The 14,602-nt window shown below is 63.1% G+C and carries 14 protein-coding genes; 8 read left to right on the forward strand and 6 right to left on the reverse strand.

The features are described from left to right. The first annotated feature begins 6 nt into the window (after positions 1-6). The 3 genes from P3T42_RS10035 (at position 7) to P3T42_RS10045 (ending at position 2,719) form a co-directional block, all read left to right on the forward strand. Complete coding sequence (locus P3T42_RS10035) at positions 7-864, forward strand: ABC transporter permease (protein ID WP_429305907.1); 858 nt, start codon at positions 7-9, stop codon at positions 862-864. Beyond that, the gene (locus P3T42_RS10040) at positions 842-1,411 is read left to right on the forward strand and encodes an LOG family protein (protein ID WP_074294697.1); all 570 of its coding nucleotides are present in this window, start codon (positions 842-844) and stop codon (positions 1,409-1,411) included. Before P3T42_RS10035 ends, P3T42_RS10040 begins: the two co-directional genes overlap by 23 nt. A 108-nt stretch (positions 1,412-1,519) precedes the next feature. After that, positions 1,520-2,719, forward strand: coding sequence for a porin (locus tag P3T42_RS10045; RefSeq protein WP_074297161.1), 1,200 nt, complete (start codon positions 1,520-1,522; stop codon positions 2,717-2,719). Between the two features lie 62 nt (positions 2,720-2,781). Here P3T42_RS10045 and P3T42_RS10050 read toward each other — a convergent pair whose 3' ends face one another. Further along, entirely contained in the window at positions 2,782-3,690 is a 909-nt protein-coding gene (locus tag P3T42_RS10050) for a LysR family transcriptional regulator (RefSeq protein ID WP_074294698.1), read from the reverse strand. 410 nt (positions 3,691-4,100) lie between these two features. Here P3T42_RS10050 and P3T42_RS10055 point away from each other — a divergent pair, with 410 nt between their 5' ends. The 4 genes from P3T42_RS10055 (at position 4,101) to P3T42_RS10070 (ending at position 7,090) form a co-directional block, all read left to right on the forward strand. Beyond that, positions 4,101-4,325, forward strand: coding sequence for a hypothetical protein (locus tag P3T42_RS10055; RefSeq protein WP_429305908.1), 225 nt, complete (start codon positions 4,101-4,103; stop codon positions 4,323-4,325). Positions 4,326-4,438: 113 nt separating this feature from the next. Then, positions 4,439-5,701: an alginate lyase family protein gene (locus P3T42_RS10060; RefSeq protein ID WP_429305909.1), complete on the forward strand. Its 1,263-nt coding sequence runs from the start codon at positions 4,439-4,441 to the stop codon at positions 5,699-5,701. A 55-nt stretch (positions 5,702-5,756) separates the two neighbouring features. Beyond that, positions 5,757-6,065 (forward strand): hypothetical protein, encoded by a 309-nt coding sequence (locus P3T42_RS10065; protein ID WP_083640264.1) that lies wholly within the window; start codon positions 5,757-5,759, stop codon positions 6,063-6,065. Positions 6,066-6,190: 125 nt separating this feature from the next. Then, positions 6,191-7,090 carry a cytochrome c oxidase assembly protein gene (locus P3T42_RS10070; RefSeq protein ID WP_074294701.1) on the forward strand — a complete coding sequence of 300 codons (900 nt, stop codon included), beginning with the start codon at positions 6,191-6,193 and terminating at the stop codon, positions 7,088-7,090. A 55-nt stretch (positions 7,091-7,145) separates the two neighbouring features. Here P3T42_RS10070 and P3T42_RS10075 read toward each other — a convergent pair whose 3' ends face one another. The 4 genes from P3T42_RS10075 to P3T42_RS10090 form a co-directional block, all read right to left on the reverse strand. Further along, entirely contained in the window at positions 7,146-8,720 is a 1,575-nt protein-coding gene (locus P3T42_RS10075) for a methyl-accepting chemotaxis protein (protein ID WP_429305910.1), read from the reverse strand. Positions 8,721-8,779: 59 nt separating this feature from the next. Next, a complete protein-coding gene (locus P3T42_RS10080) occupies positions 8,780-9,643 on the reverse strand; it encodes an amidohydrolase family protein (RefSeq protein WP_429305911.1) in 864 nt (287 codons plus the stop codon). Positions 9,644-9,652: 9 nt separating this feature from the next. Further along, on the reverse strand, positions 9,653-10,900 hold the full coding sequence (locus P3T42_RS10085; protein WP_074294704.1) for an MFS transporter: 1,248 nt from the start codon (positions 10,898-10,900) through the stop codon (positions 9,653-9,655). Positions 10,901-11,043: 143 nt separating this feature from the next. Next, on the reverse strand, positions 11,044-11,775 hold the full coding sequence (locus tag P3T42_RS10090; RefSeq protein ID WP_429305912.1) for a GntR family transcriptional regulator: 732 nt from the start codon (positions 11,773-11,775) through the stop codon (positions 11,044-11,046). A gap of 111 nt (positions 11,776-11,886) precedes the next feature. Here P3T42_RS10090 and solA point away from each other — a divergent pair, with 111 nt between their 5' ends. Then, positions 11,887-13,059: an N-methyl-L-tryptophan oxidase gene (gene solA, locus P3T42_RS10095; RefSeq protein WP_429305913.1), complete on the forward strand. Its 1,173-nt coding sequence runs from the start codon at positions 11,887-11,889 to the stop codon at positions 13,057-13,059. 43 nt (positions 13,060-13,102) lie between these two features. On the opposite strand, the gene P3T42_RS10100 is transcribed toward solA, so the two are convergent. Continuing rightward, positions 13,103-14,572, reverse strand: a complete 1,470-nt coding sequence (locus tag P3T42_RS10100) for a phospholipase D-like domain-containing protein (protein WP_429305914.1) — start codon at positions 14,570-14,572, stop codon at positions 13,103-13,105. Positions 14,573-14,602 lie beyond the last annotated feature (30 nt).

A 14,602-nucleotide genomic window follows, 5' to 3' on the forward strand; every position in this document is an offset into this window, starting at 1 on the left:
GGCAAGATGGATGCATCGTCAACCCACGGCGCCGACGACAACGCCGACGACAACGCCGGCCTCGTGAGACGCTTCGGCGCTGTGCCGGCCGGGCTCGTTCTCGCGTTGTTTTTCGCGCTGCCACTGGGCGCGCTGATGGTATCGGCGGCGGACGATCGCGGTTCGGCTTTCGTGCGGCTCGTCCGGGATCCGCTGGTGTCGAGCGCGCTGGCGAATTCGCTGGTGCTGGCGGTGAGCGCTGGCACCGTCTCGCTGGCGGTGGGGGTGCCGCTTGCCATGGCGCTGGCTGCGCAAGCGCCCGGCCGCCGCCGCTGGTTGCTCGCGCTGCTCGGCGTGCCGCTGGCGTTCTCCGGGCTCGTGATCGCTTACGGCTTCATTCTCGCTTTCGGCCGCGCTGGATTTGTCACGAGCCTTCTCGCAGGCATGGGCGCGGATCCCGCTAGCGTGGGATCGCTGATCTACACGAGCGCAGGCCTGGTGCTGGCTTACGCGTACTACCTGATCCCGCGTGTGGCGCTGATGGTGTATCCGGCTATCGCCAACCTGGACCGCCGGCCGCTCGAAGCCGCGTTGACCTTGGGCGCTTCGCCGCTGCGGGCGTTGTTCGATGTGGCGCTGCGCGAGCTTTGGCCTTCGATCGCGGCCGCCTGGTGTCTCGTCAATTCGATCGCGCTCGGCACCTACGGGACGGCGCTCGCGCTAGCCGGCACGCAGATCAATATTCTGCCGCTCCTGATGTATCTGAAGCTGTCCGATGGACAGACCGATTTTCCACTCGCCGCAGCGCTGTCGCTCGTGCTGATGGCCGTTTGTACCTGTGTCCTTGCGCTGGGGGAATGCCTTGCACGGCAACGAAGAGATTGATTGGTCGCATCACGCGTATCTTGCGCTGCAAAAACTGGCCGCCCGTCAGACGAGTGCGAGACGCCATGTCACGCCGGTCGGCCTGATTGGTCCGCGCGAGGCGACTGCGGAGCAGTTGTCGTCGGCGCGAAGCCTGGCGTACGCATTGGCCGGTGCCGGCATGGCGCTTCTATGCGGCGGCAAAGGCGGCGTGATGGAAGCAGCCGCCTGCGGTGCAAAGGCAGCGGGCGGCGTGGTGATCGGTTTGTTGCCCGAAGACGACGCGGCTGAGGCAAACCCGTATCTGACCGTGGCGTTGCCGACCGGACTGGGCATCACCCGTAACGCGTTGATTGCGCGTGCCTCGGTGTGCCTGATTGCGGTGGGCGGCGGACTGGGCACGCTCTCCGAGATGGCGTTGGGCCTGCAGTGGGGCAAGCCGGTGTTCACCACATGCGGCGCCCCGCATGTGCCAGGCGTCGAACGGTTCGACGACATCGATCAGCTTGTCGTGACGGTCGCGAACTGGCTCGCCTCGGAGGGCGGGACCGTCACCATGAACGATTGAATCTGGCGCCGTACGCCAGCCCTGGAGTGAATCCGCTCCGAGTCCGGTAGGAAGTGTGCTTCAACAAGGCGGTCGGTATTTCATTAACATATAGGTATCCTAATGATGATTAAAAAGTCGCTTTTCGCTCTCGTCACCCTGAACGGTTTGTGTGCCGCAGCCCACGCGCAGAGTAGCGTCACCTTGTACGGCATCGTCGATGCCGGTCTGGGCTACACCAGCAATCAGGCCGTCGTCCAGACGGCGGGTAAGGCCGGCACGCCCGCCGTGCTGGTCGGCAAGTCGAACTACGCCTTCGCGAGCGGTACGTGGTACGGCAGCCGCTGGGGCCTGAAGGGCAAGGAAGATCTGGGCGACGGCCTGGCCGCGATCTTCCAGCTCGAAAACGGCTTTAACATCGGCACCGGCCAGTTGGGGCAGAGCAGCCGCGAATTCGGCCGGCAGGCATTTGTGGGCCTTTCCAGCACGAAGTTCGGCACGCTGACGATGGGCCGCCAGTACGACCCGATCGTCGACTTCGTCGGCTCGATTGGACCGACCAGCTTTCTGAGCGGCATGGCCGCGCACCCGGGCGACCTCGACAACATCGACAACCAGTCGCGCGAGAACAACTCGTTCAAGTACGTGACTCCGTCGTTCCGCGGCCTGCAACTGGGCGCCCTGTACGGCTTCGGCAATCAGGCGGGCAGCCTGAAGAACCAGAGCACGTGGAGCCTGGGTGGCCAGTACACGAACGGCCCGTTCGCGCTCGGCGCGGCGTATCTGCAGGCGAACAACACCTATGGCCCGACGGGCGGTACGTGGACCAGTTCGTATGACGGCACCTTCTCGTCGTCGATCAATCAGGGCTTTGCGACGGCGCAGAACATGCAGATCGTCGCCGCGTCGAGCTCGTACCTGGTCGGTCCGGTGACCCTCGGCCTGTCCTATAGCAACACGCAGTACAAGGCGAGCAGCTTCTCGCTGTTCAAGGGCAAGGAGACGTTCAATTCGGCAGGGGCGACGGCATCGTGGCAGATCGATCCGGAACTGCGTGTCGCCGTGGGCTACGACTACACCGCGGGCAGCTCGATCGAAGGCCAGTCGGCTCCGAAGTACAACCAGTTCAATCTGTCGTCGTTCTACTTCCTGTCCAAGAGCACCTCGCTGTACGCCATGGTCGGCTATCAGAAGGCCAGCGGCAAGACGCTTGACCAGTACGGCAACGTGGTGAACGCCACCGCGTCGATCGGCGACGTGGCGAACGGCATCTCGTCAGCGGGCGATACGCAGACGCTCGTGCGCGTCGGTGTCCGCCACAACTTCTAGGCCCCGGGCAGCGGCCGGCCGCCGCGAGTGTTTTCGACTCGGTGCTGCCGGCCCGATACCGCTCAATTGACGCCTTCAGCCGTCTGGATCGTCTCGATCAACTGCTTGAGTCCTGGCGCGGGCTGCCGGCGGCTCGTGTAGTACATCATCAGCGGCTCGCCGAGCGCGGCCCAATCGGCCAGGACGATTTCGAGCTGTCCGGTGCGGACAAAATCCCGCGCGTGCCGTTCGAGACAATAGCCGAGGCCGATGCCGTTCGTCACAGCGTTCAGGACCGATTGCGTGTTGTTGACGCAAATCGGTCCCGGCACGTCGATCCTCTCGAACTCGTTGCCTTTCTCAAGCTCCCATTTATACAGCGTCTTGTCGCCTAGGCGCATGCGTACGCAGGCGTGGCTGCGCAGGTCCGCCGGCCGCAGCGGGCGTCCGCGTCGCGCCAGGTAGGCGGGAGACCCCACCACGACCCAGCGCAGCGGTTGCGTGAGCGGCACGGCGACCATGTCGCGCGGCACGGAGTTGCCATAGCGGATGCCCGCGTCGAAGCCGTCCGCGACGATATCCACAATGCGGTCGTCGACGGCGATGTCGAGATCGATTGACGGATAGGCGGTCACAAACCCGGCCAGAACCGGGTGCAATAACAGCACGGACGCATCGTAGGGAATGTTGAGGCGCAAGCGTCCAACCGGGAAGTTACGATGCTGTTCAAGCGCATCGAGCGCCGTACCGATCGATTCAAAGCCGACCTCCAGTTGCTTGGCGAGCGTTTCGCCCAACACGGTGGGGACGACCGAGCGGCTGGTTCGGTTCATCAGTTTGACCCCCAGCCGGTTCTCCAGATTGCGAAGGGAGTGGCTGATCGCGGAAGAGGACACGTCCAGTTCGAGCGACGAGACCCGAAAGCTTCGGGACCGTGTCAAACTTAAAAAGACATTTAATTCCGTCAGATCGGAACGGGTCAAATTGCGCATAGCGGTCTATTGAGGAAAAATTGAGAATTTTTACAACATTTTCATTGTGCCGATGGAATCGGCTGGGCTGTGCGGATGCAGAACAGGGCTAGCGCGCGATTGTGATTGTAATGGGTGCGCGTCAGGTCTTTGGAGTGCCGATGGCGTTGCGTGGACGGATGCGGTGACGGCGCCGGGAGCTCTGATCACCTCGTCTGCCGGCAGGCAGGATGAATGGATTTCACTGCCGCGCTGAGTTGCCATTGATAGGCTGTTAGGTATTATTCCGGATATTTTTTATTAAATTGTTACCTTGTCGAATGCGGATGGATGGACTTTTCAATTAAAATTGATGCAATCTTAACGGGTAAAGAGAATAAGATGAGTCCGCGCTTTTGCTGGCTCATGTTTCGTCGAGGCAGATACATTGAATGAAAAGTCGAGTGTCGACGGGGGCCGGGGTGGGTGACTGGATCGAGGTCATCATTGGCGTGCTGATCCTGAACTTTGTGCTGTTCATTGTTTCCTGCCTGCTGGAGCTTCTCTCTATCAACAAGGAATCGAGGCGGCTCGACGAACTCCTTGAAGGTCAACGAAGAGCCGCCGGGCTCGAGAGCCGGAAGCCCTCCGACCCCTCAAGCCGCTGGCGTCGCTAGGTGGGTTGTTGCGCGGACCGAATAGGACTATTGTGCTCGCAAAGCGTCTGCGGGGCCGGACGCTGGTGAGTTAACGGCAGAGCGTTCCGGGGCCGCGTGCAATGAAACCTTCAATGCTGGTGATATCCGCATGTCTCATCCTTACGTGTTCGATCGTGCGCGCGGTTGAAGCCGGCGCGCCTGTGGCGCCCGCGGTCTACACGCTCGATCCCGCATCCCTTGCATTCGCGAAGCAGCGCATCCAGGCGGGCGACCCCGCGTTACTGCCGGCGTATCGGCAGCTCATTCGCGACGCCGGCGAGGCGCTCGTCGCCACGCCGTTTACGGTCACGGCCAAAGGCGTGACGCCGCCGAGCGGCGACAAGCACGACTATCTGAGCATGGCGCCGTACTGGTGGCCCGATCCGTCCAGACACAACGGTCTTCCGTATGTGCGACGCGACGGCCGGATCAACCCGGCAACCAAGAACGACGAGACCGACTCGAAGCGCATCGCGCAGTTTTCGCAAGCGGTGGGCGATCTCGGCACGGCCTACTACCTGTCCGGCGACGAGCGTTACGCGCAGCGCGCGGCGCTCCTGTTGCGCACGTGGTTTCTCGACCCCGCCACGCGGATGAATCCCAATCTGAACTACGGGCAGGCCTTGATGGGCGTGGCGCACGGGCGCGGTACCGGCATTATCGATACCCGTTATTTCTGGCAGATCGTCGACGCGATTGGTTTGATCGCACCCTCAGGTCAACTAAGCGAAGCGGACAGGGCGGGCTTGCGTCAATGGTTCGCCGACTATACGCAATGGCTGCTGACCAGTCCGGCCGGTCACGACGAAGCCGCTGCGCGCAACAACCACGGCTCGTACTTCGACGAGCAGGTGATCGACTATGCCTTGTTCACGGGCGATCGCCCGCTGGCTGGGCAATATTTGCAGAAGGCGCTCACCGCGCGCCTCGATACGCAGATCGCGGCGGATGGCCGGCAGCCGCTCGAGCTCGAACGCACGCGGTCGTTTCACTACAGCACCTTCAATTTGCTGGCGCTGTTTCGAATTGCCCGCTATGGCGAGCAACTCGGCGTAGACGTCTGGCATTACCCGAATGCGAGCCGCCCGGCGTTACGCATCGCGAATGCTTACCTCGCGGCGTATGCGGCGGATCCATCGAGCTGGCCGTACAAGGACATTGAGGGCGTGAGTCTCGCAGACTATCTGCCCCTGATGCTGATGGCCGAACGTGTCTACGGCGCCGGTACGGAGGCCGCCGCACTTCGGCAGCAAATGCAGGACCGCTTGCCCACCGCGCGTGACTGGCTCTGGTGGCCGGGTGTTGGTTTGAATGCGCCGGAATCTCAGCCGACTGGCGCTGCGTCGCAAGGCTGACTGACAAAACGATCATAAAACAGAGGGGAACCTCATGATACGGGGTGGTGTAGTGATGTTGACTGTCGCAGCGCTTGTCGGGCTCGGCGGTTGCGGGAACAAGGAAGGCGACGAATTCGTCGGCAAATGGCAAAGCACTAAAAGCGCGCAGAGCGTCGAGATCACGCGGAACGACGATGGGTTTATCATCGCCAATACCACCCGTGGCGCCATGAAGGGCGCGGTGATTTCAGCCGCTTACCGGGATGGCGCGCTGGAGGTCAGCACGGGCGGCGGGACCGAAAGCATCGCTTACGACAAGGCACACGATGCGATCGTCTTGCCGACCATGGCGGGCGCCACGCCGTTCAGCCGGGTGAAGTGAGACTCGCGGCGCGGCGCGCGCTTTGCCGGATCCTGGCAAGACACCTGCTAACATGCGAGTCGCCGGGCCGGACCATGGGACCATGATTGCGGCCCCGCAGTCCCGCCGTTACCGTTGAATTCGCCATGTCGCTGATTAGTCTGCTTGATCCGTGGGAGCCGTCGTTCGCGCTCGTCGCCGTTTTCGTCGCCGTTGCGGTGCTGTTCGCGCGCGGTTCGCGCCGCGTTCGCATCAGCCTTGCGCGGCAGGTGGCGTTCTGGGTCGGCCTCGGGCTGTTCTATATCGCGCTGCATACGCGGCTCGATTACTACGCCGAGCACCAGTTCTTCGTCCATCGGCTCCAGCATCTGGTGCTGCACCACCTGGCGCCGCTGATCCTGATGGCGGCCTATCCAGGCAGTGCGCTGCGCGCCGGCTTGCCGTTGCGCTGGCGCAGCGCGCTGCGGCGCTGGCAACGGACGCGGCCCGCGCGTATCGCGGCGGCGGTCGTGCTGAATCCGGCCTTTATTTCGGCGGCCTTCGTCGTGTCGGTGGTCTTCTGGCTGATTCCGTCCGTCCAGTTCGTCGCAATGCTCGACTGGCGCATCTACACGTTCATGAACTGGTCGGTGGCCGTCAGCGGCCTGCTGTACTGGTGGATGCTGCTCGACCATCGGCCCAGTCCGCCGAGCCGCACCCGGCCGGGCCTGCGCGTGCTCTCGCCGGTCATCACCATGACGCCGCAGATTCTGGTGGGCGCCATCATCACGTTTTCCTCGCGTGACCTCTATCCGATCTTCACGTTATGCGGCCGCGCGTTCACGTCGGTGCCGGCCTCGCTGGATCAGAGCCTGGGTGGCCTGATCATGTGGGTGCCGGCCGGCGTGCTCGAAGCGATCGGCGCCATGATGGCGTTGCGCCATCTGATGCGCCTGTCCACCTTGCCGTCGCGTGTGCCGCCGAAGGCGAGGCGGGGTGGGGCGCAGGCTGCGAAATTCGAATCCATCGTGCCGCCGGCGGCAGCCGTCCCGAAGGAGCGGTTGTGAGCCGGCGGCAACCGCAGCCGCAGTCAGCGTTCAATCGCACGCGGCCTGCGGACGGTCACACCCTCGCCGACGCATGCCCATCCACGCGGAAGATCGCCACCGCCTGCTTCAACGACTTCACCTGATCTTCCAGCGATTGCGCCGCCGCCGCGGCTTCTTCAACGAGCGCGGCATTCTGTTGCGTCACTTCGTCCATCTGGGTGACCGCGCGTGCGATCTGGTCGATTCCGCCGCTCTGCTCTTCGGATGCCGCTGAGATTTCGCCCATGATGTCGGTCACGCGTTGTACCGCGGTCGTGATCTCGCTCATCGTCTTGCCGGCCTGATTCACGAGGCTTGCACCGGCTTGCACGCGGTTCACGGACGTGTCGATCAGCGCCTTGATCTCCTTGGCCGCTGCCGACGAACGTTGCGCGAGGCTGCGCACCTCGCCCGCAACCACGGCAAAGCCTCGACCATCCTCGCCTGCGCGCGCCGCTTCGACGGCTGCGTTGAGCGCGAGAATATTGGTCTGGAACGCAATGCCTTCGATGATCGTGATGATGTCGGCGATCTTCGCCGAGCTCTGGTTGATCTCGTCCATCGTGCCGATCACGTTGTTCACCACGGCGCTGCCCTGGCCCGCAATCTCCGATGCGTTGAGCGCAAAGGCACTCGCCTGACGCGCGTTGTCGGCGTTCTGTTTGACCGTGCCGGTGATCTGTTCCATGCTCGCCGCCGTTTCCTGCAGCGAGGCCGCCTGTTGCTCGGTTCGCGCCGACAGGTCGGCATTGCCCGAGGCAATCTCGCTTGCCGCGACGGTGATCGATTCGGTGGATGCGCGGATATGGCGCACGGTGCCTGCGAGTTCCATCTGCATGCGGCGCAAGGCGACTTGCAACTGGCCGATTTCGTTGGTGCCGCGCGCGACGATGTCGCTTTGCAGATCGCCCTTCGACATGCGCTCGAAGTCCTGCGCCATTTCGTTGATCGGCTCGACCACCACGCGCGTGAGCGCCCGGCGCACGAAGATGCCGATCGCCACCGCCAGCAGCGCACACGCCACAAGCACCAGATTCATCACATGCGCGCGCGCCTGTGCATCGGCGAAGCGCTGTGCCGCGCGCGAGACGGCATAGTCGAGCAGCGGTTGGGACAGTTTGTCGAACTCGTTATAGAGCGGGCTGCTGAACTGCAACTGGATCCGGTGATAAGCGTCGAAGTCCTTGGCCTTGAGGGCATCGAACTCCGGCATGATGCCCTTGCTCATCATGGCGGCGTGCTTGTCCGCTGCGTCGTTGACGAGCGATTGCGCGTCCGGCGAAACCGGCACTGCGAGAAAGGCGTCCCATTGCTTCTGCGATTCGCTGCAGTAGGTGGTGGCGAGTTGCAGTTGCCGCGCCGCGTCGTCATCCTTTTGCTGGCCTGTGAGCGATTCGTAGCGATTCTTCGCGGAGCGGCAGCGCAACAGCAGTTCGGAGCTGCGCGACAGCGCATTGGTAGCCGTCATGTCGTGCTGATACATGTGGCTGAGCGCTTCGTTGGTCGAGGCGAGCGACGTAAAGGCACAGGCGCCGACCGCCAGTACCAGCAGCACAAAGATGCCGGTGGCGAGAGTCAGACCCGTTCTGACCGATAGATTATTGAACACGTTGGTCTCTTGGTTGAGCGTAGCGAAAAGCGATTGTTGTTGTGTCCGGTGACGCCCGTTCAAACAAACTGAAAGAGCGAGGCCGGTGTATCGATCAGCACGGCACGCAACTGATCGGGTTGGTTCACGAAGGCGCCCAGATGATCGCGGACGAGGCGCGCGTTCTGGACGTCTTCGAACTGCGTATGCGGCCAGTCCGTTCCCCACACCAGACGATCCACGCCGAATTCGCGAAGCAATGCCGGCCATGCACGGGCGGCGATCGCGAGCGCTGCGTCCGGATCGCGCGGATCCGGACTCACGCGGTACGCCGCCGATATTTTCACCCACACACGCCGCGTGGCGCCTAGCGAGAGCAGGCTGGCAAAGCCTGGATCGGCGAGGCCGAGCGCCGGCTCGAAGCGTCCAAAGTGATCGACGACAATACGCACGCCGCTATTGAGCAAAGCCGGTGCGATGTCAGGCAGGCGGGCCGCTTCGATCTGCACTTCGAGATGCCAGTCCAGCGCCGTCATGCGTTCGAGAAACGGCGCCCAGAGCGGATCGCCGAAGTCGGGTAAGGCCTTGCCGATCAGATTGGCGCGTACGCCGACCACACCACGGGCATGCCACGCGTCGATCTCACCGAGATCGCGGGCGGGATCCACGACGACGATGCCGCGCAACTGCCCGGGATGCGCGGCGAGACAGGACAGCAGGAAGCCATTGTCGGTGCCGAGGAAGCTCGGCTGGACCAGAACGCCGTGCGATAGCCCGAGGCTCGCGAGCATCTTGCGATAGTCGTCGAGCGTCGCATCGTAGGACGGCGCATAGCGGCGTCCCGACGCAAGCGGAAGACCGCGCACGAATACATGCGCGTGGCTGTCGATGCCGGTGATCGGCTGTGCGGTGTGAAGGGCGGTCGTACCGTGAGAGAAGGTCATGCGTCGACGTCAGGCTGCGGGTTCATCGGCAAGTGTACGGCCGCGGGTTTCCGGCAGCATCAAAATCGAAACGACGACGATGGCATAGGCGAAGGCCGCGGATGTCCCGATCGCAAAGCCCAGCGAAAACTGGCTCGCAAGATGCCCGACCAGCACCGGGAAGCCGGCGGAGACCACCCGTCCAAAGTTGTAGCAAAAGCCCACGCCGGTGCCGCGCGTGCCGCGTGGATAGAGTTCGTTGAAGAGGGCGCCCATGCTTGCCGGAATGCCGGCGGCGAAGAAGCCGAGCGGAAAACCTAGCGCGAGCATGGCGTGGTTCGACATAGGCAGGAACACGTACAGGATCACGGTCGCCACGCAGCACACCGAGAACAGCAGGATGGTCTGCCGCCGTCCGATCGCGTCGAGCAACACCGATGCGGCCAGGCAGCCGCAGAAAAACGCGAGGATGATCACGGCCAGGTAGCCGCCGGTGCCGAGCACGGACAAGTGTCGTTCCGTCTTCAGGAACGTGGGCAACCAGGTCGTCAGCGCGGAATAGCCGCCATGTGCGCCGACGCCGAGCAGACCGCCGATCAGCGTCATGCGCAGGACATCCGGTGCAAAGATGGACAGAAGCGGCATGCGTTCGACGGCGCCGCCATCCTTCTTTATTTTGGCAGCGGGTGCTTCGGGCTCCTTGATATGGCGCCGGATGTAGATGACGAGCAGGGCGGGCAGCATGCCGACCGCGAACATCACGCGCCAGCCCATGGCCGGCGGCAGGAACGAGAACACCGCGGCATAGAGCAGCACAGCCGCGGCCCAGCCCACGGCCCATGCGCTTTGCACGGCGCCCATGGCCTTGCCGCGATGCTGGTTGCGGATCGTCTCCGCCATCAGCACGGCGCCGGCCGCCCATTCGCCGCCGAAGCCAAAACCCTGCAAGGCCTTGAGAACGATGAATTCAGGGAAGTTCTGCGCGAATGCCGACAACAGCGTGAAGACGGAAAACCATGCAACCGTAATCTGCAGGGTGCGCACACGGCCAATGCGGTCCGCCGCCGCGCCGCAAATCCAGCCGCCCAGCGCCGAGGCAATCAGCGTGACGCCGCTGACGAGACCGGCCTCGGTTTTGCTGATGCCCCATTCGGCGATGATCGCCGGAATCACGAGGCTGAACATCTGCACGTCGAGCGCATCGAGCGCCCAGCCACCGAAGCACGCCCAGAAGGTGCGCCGCTCGTTTTTGGATACTTCGCCATACCAGGAAAACATCTGGACTCCACGCGCCTGATGCCGGCGCTGCTACTGGTTAAACCCCGAAAACTGCGCGGCGCACAGGGCGCCATTTAACTGTGCCGGCAATGGCAAGCCGTCGCTGCGCGCCGCGATGGGCGCGCAGAACGCGACTGCGGCGCCTAGCGAATTTCGATTTCGTATGCGAAGTGTTGGGCGGCGCCACGCGAGAGGCGCCATTCGAGCGGCGCGCCGTCGTAGCCGAAGGCGACCCGTTCGATGACGACGATCGGGCTATGCTCGGGTACGCCCAGCGCGGCGACGTCTGTTGCGTTGGCGGTTTCGACAGTGAGGCGTTCGTCGGCGCGCGCCACCACACGGGCACAGCGTTTCTCGTAGAACGGATACAGCAGTGGGCCGAATTCCTCGACCGGGCAGTCGGCTAACGCCGCGAAGGGCTCGTACGGCAGCCAGATCTGTTCGGCCACGATGGGTGTGTCGTCGATCAGACGCAAACGGGCGAGCCGGATCGCTTTAGCGCCGGATTTCAGGCTGAATCGGGCCACCACCGCCTTGGGCGCTTTGTTGACCACACGCTCGAGAATGCGGCTCTCGGGGACGCGGCGCTCGCCGTTAGGCGCATGAAAACGGAAGAAGCGGAACAGCGAGCGATCGAAGGTGGCGCGGCGCACGAAGGTGCCGCGGCCCTGGAAGCGTTCGACCAGCCCCTCGCGCTCCAGCAGGTCGACCGCCTTGCGCACGGTGCCCACGGCGAGGTCATATGCGAGCGCCAGTTCCTGCTCCGTCGGCAGCGGATCGTGCGGCTGCCATTCAAGCGCAGCGATACGCGCGGCCAACTGGTCGCGCAGGCGGTGATAGCGGGGAATGCGGTCGTCCACGATCGTATGGGCCAATGGCCGGGTAAATTCATATATATGATTGTATGAATTCTGTGCGCTGAGGATCGGGGTTTTCCCTGGACGAAGGTATGATCGCGAATATCGTCAACTGCTGAAGGAGAGGCTGTGTCTGAAGAGCGATGCGATGTTGCAGTAGTTGGGCTGGGCGCGATGGGCGCGGCGACGCTTTACCAACTCGCGAAAGCCGGGGTAAAAGCGGTGGGCATTGACCGGTTCGCTCCGCCGCACGATCAGGGATCGAGTCACGGCGATACGCGTATCACGCGTCTGGCAGTGGGCGAAGGGGCTGCTTATGTGCCGCTGGTGCGCAGGTCGCATCAGATCTGGCGCGAGCTGGAAGCGCAGAGCGGTGAAGCGCTGTTCGAGCAATGCGGGGTACTCGTCATGAGCTCGAGCGCGACGACGACGTCGCATCATGGCGCGGCCGATTTCACCGCGAACACCATTGAGCTGGGGCGTACCTATGGCATTGCGCACGAGGTCCTCACATCGTCGCAGATCCGCGAGCGCTTCCCTCAATTCGGACCGATCCGCGATGGCGCGGTGGGGTACTTCGAACCTGAGGGAGGCTTTGTGCGTCCGGAGCGTTGTATCGCGACGCAGCTAGAGGCGGCGCAAGCGCTTGGCGCCACCCTGATCACCGGTACCACGGTTTCCGCATTGGAATCGCACGGTGGTGGGGTTCGCGTCAAAGCGGGCGAACGGACGCTCGTGGCCGACAAGGTCATTGTCTGTGCCGGCATGTGGTCCGCCAACCTGTTGGGCGAGCCGTTTAGCGCCTTGCTGAAGGTCTGCCGGCAAACGCTGTACTGGTTCAGGCTGGCCGAGCCGACGATTTTCCCGGAAGTGTCGCCGAGTTTCATTCTGGCCCATGGTCCCGGGGAAGCCGATATTTGCTATGGCTTTCCGCCTATTCCCGGTGAAGGCAGCATGAAGATCGCGACCGAGCAGTATGTGGCGCTGAACTCGATCGACGCGCTCGATCGCACGGTCTCCGCCGCCGAGGTGGACGAGATGTATCGCAAGCAGGTGGCGGGCAATATCGCCGGTGTGACCTCTGAGTTGGTCAAGGCACGCGTTTGCACGTATACGGTGACCCCTGACTTCGGCTTCATCATCGACGATCATCCGACGCTCGACAATGTGACCGTGGTGTCAGCCTGTTCGGGGCATGGCTTCAAGCATTCGGCGGCGATTGGCGAAGCGGTGGCGCAGCGCTGCGTGAGCGGCGCAAGCCAGATTGATCTGTCCGCGTTTTCGTTGAGCCGCTTTGCGTGAAAGGGTGCGGTCCGAAGGGCGTGCTGTTGGCCCTTCTTCGGACCTATGGGTGAAGACGGTCTTGCGCTTCGCCATACGTCTGTGGGTTCAGGCTGCAGGCGAGACCGTTCCAGTTGAAGTCGCCCGCTTGCCATCGTGTTTCGTTATCGCGTGCGATACGTTGATAGAGCTGCAGCGCGGACACGTCGTCGAGGTGACGCGTGTCTTCTCCCAGATGTTCGAGGAAGAGTTGGCAACGCAGCTCGCGCACCGCATCCGGGTCCCAGACCGTCGCATTCATCTCGCTGTGACCGAACAGCGAATTCGCATGCAGGTTGCACGAGCCGATCGTCATCCACGCATCGTCGACGAGCATGAGTTTGGCGTGGACGTAAACGTAGCGCCGGCCGCCGGATCGCGTCGGCCCCGCAATCCCCGCCAACGTGAAATTCGCGTAGCGGCCGAGTGCTTCGATCTGATCGAAAAACGGCTTGCTCTCCGGTTTCAGTCGCCACTGCGCAACATATCCCTCGGGCTCGCCGGGTAAGAGCAGGACGACGGCTACCCCGCGTTTCAAGGCATCTTCGAGCGCGCTGGCAATAGTGGGCACAGGCAGCGCCTGGTTTTCCAGGTAGATCGAACGGCGCGCAGCCTGAATGGCCAGCAAGTATTGATCCGTGATGGAGCGTTCGCCGGCCGCGATGGGGTAAGCCTCGCTGTCAGCAGCAGCGTGTGCCTCACGATAGCAATCCGCGTGGACGTTGCGCTGAATCTGCACGACGCTCGGGCCGCATGGCTCGGATGAACACATCGGGAAAGCGAGCGCGGAATGGCCTTGCGGGCCGTAGACCCCAAGGGCCTGCGTCCGTTCGCTGGTTTCGTTCCAACGCTGCACGAAATTGTGATGCACGTCGCTTGCGCACGGACCCGTAATCTCGACATACACATCGTGGCGTGGCTCGCCGTCTACATGACCGGGTTCGACAATCGCAAAGGTCGGATTGATACCGCCGACAAACGTGGTCTCGGCCGGCTGACCCGCATCGATTAGCCAGCACTTCTGGTGATGACAAAAGGCGCGCGGCGCGCGGTCCCAGCGGGCGCTAAAACGCGAACCCCGCGCAGCGAGCCACTCGAAGTCCGCGGGCGTGCCGGCGAAGGTCTGTCCGTATCCGCTGCTCTCGGGATTGGGGCGCCAAAAAATCACGCGGACGTCGAGACCTCGCTCGACGGCGCGATCCAGCACATCGAACAGCGTGCCCCGGCCATCCGGCATCTGAAAGTCCGTGGCGATGAAGGTCACGGTGAGCCAGACACTGTGCTGCGCATGCTCCACCACTTCGCAAATGCGGCGAAAAGCCGGCCCGCTGTCGACGAGCGGATGAACCCGATTGCCCACGCGTCGCGGATAGGACCCATGCGTGATGAATGGGATGGTGTGCGGCTCGGCTGCGTCGCCGGCTGTCTGGTCGCTGTGACTCATCGAAGGTGTCGGATCCGGGTTGTCGGGCGGCTTGGGAGAACCGCGGATCATGATACGGTAGATCGATGACAGGGATGCAAC

Source organism: Paraburkholderia sp. GAS38 (genome assembly GCF_050434965.1).
Lineage (GTDB): Bacteria > Pseudomonadota > Gammaproteobacteria > Burkholderiales > Burkholderiaceae > Paraburkholderia > Paraburkholderia phenazinium_A.

Excerpts from the sequence above, each read along its gene's own strand:
- P3T42_RS10035 (WP_429305907.1), top strand. The coding sequence starts at position 7 with ATGGATGCATCGTCAACCCACGGCGCCGACGACAACGCCGACGACAAC.
- P3T42_RS10050 (WP_074294698.1), bottom strand. The coding sequence starts at position 3,690 with ATGCGCAATTTGACCCGTTCCGATCTGACGGAATTAAATGTCTTTTTA.
- P3T42_RS10055 (WP_429305908.1), top strand. The coding sequence starts at position 4,101 with ATGAAAAGTCGAGTGTCGACGGGGGCCGGGGTGGGTGACTGGATCGAG.
- P3T42_RS10060 (WP_429305909.1), top strand. The coding sequence starts at position 4,439 with ATGCTGGTGATATCCGCATGTCTCATCCTTACGTGTTCGATCGTGCGC.
- P3T42_RS10065 (WP_083640264.1), top strand. The coding sequence starts at position 5,757 with ATGTTGACTGTCGCAGCGCTTGTCGGGCTCGGCGGTTGCGGGAACAAG.
- P3T42_RS10070 (WP_074294701.1), top strand. The coding sequence starts at position 6,191 with ATGTCGCTGATTAGTCTGCTTGATCCGTGGGAGCCGTCGTTCGCGCTC.
- P3T42_RS10080 (WP_429305911.1), bottom strand. The coding sequence starts at position 9,643 with ATGACCTTCTCTCACGGTACGACCGCCCTTCACACCGCACAGCCGATC.
- P3T42_RS10085 (WP_074294704.1), bottom strand. The coding sequence starts at position 10,900 with ATGTTTTCCTGGTATGGCGAAGTATCCAAAAACGAGCGGCGCACCTTC.
- P3T42_RS10100 (WP_429305914.1), bottom strand. The coding sequence starts at position 14,572 with ATGATCCGCGGTTCTCCCAAGCCGCCCGACAACCCGGATCCGACACCT.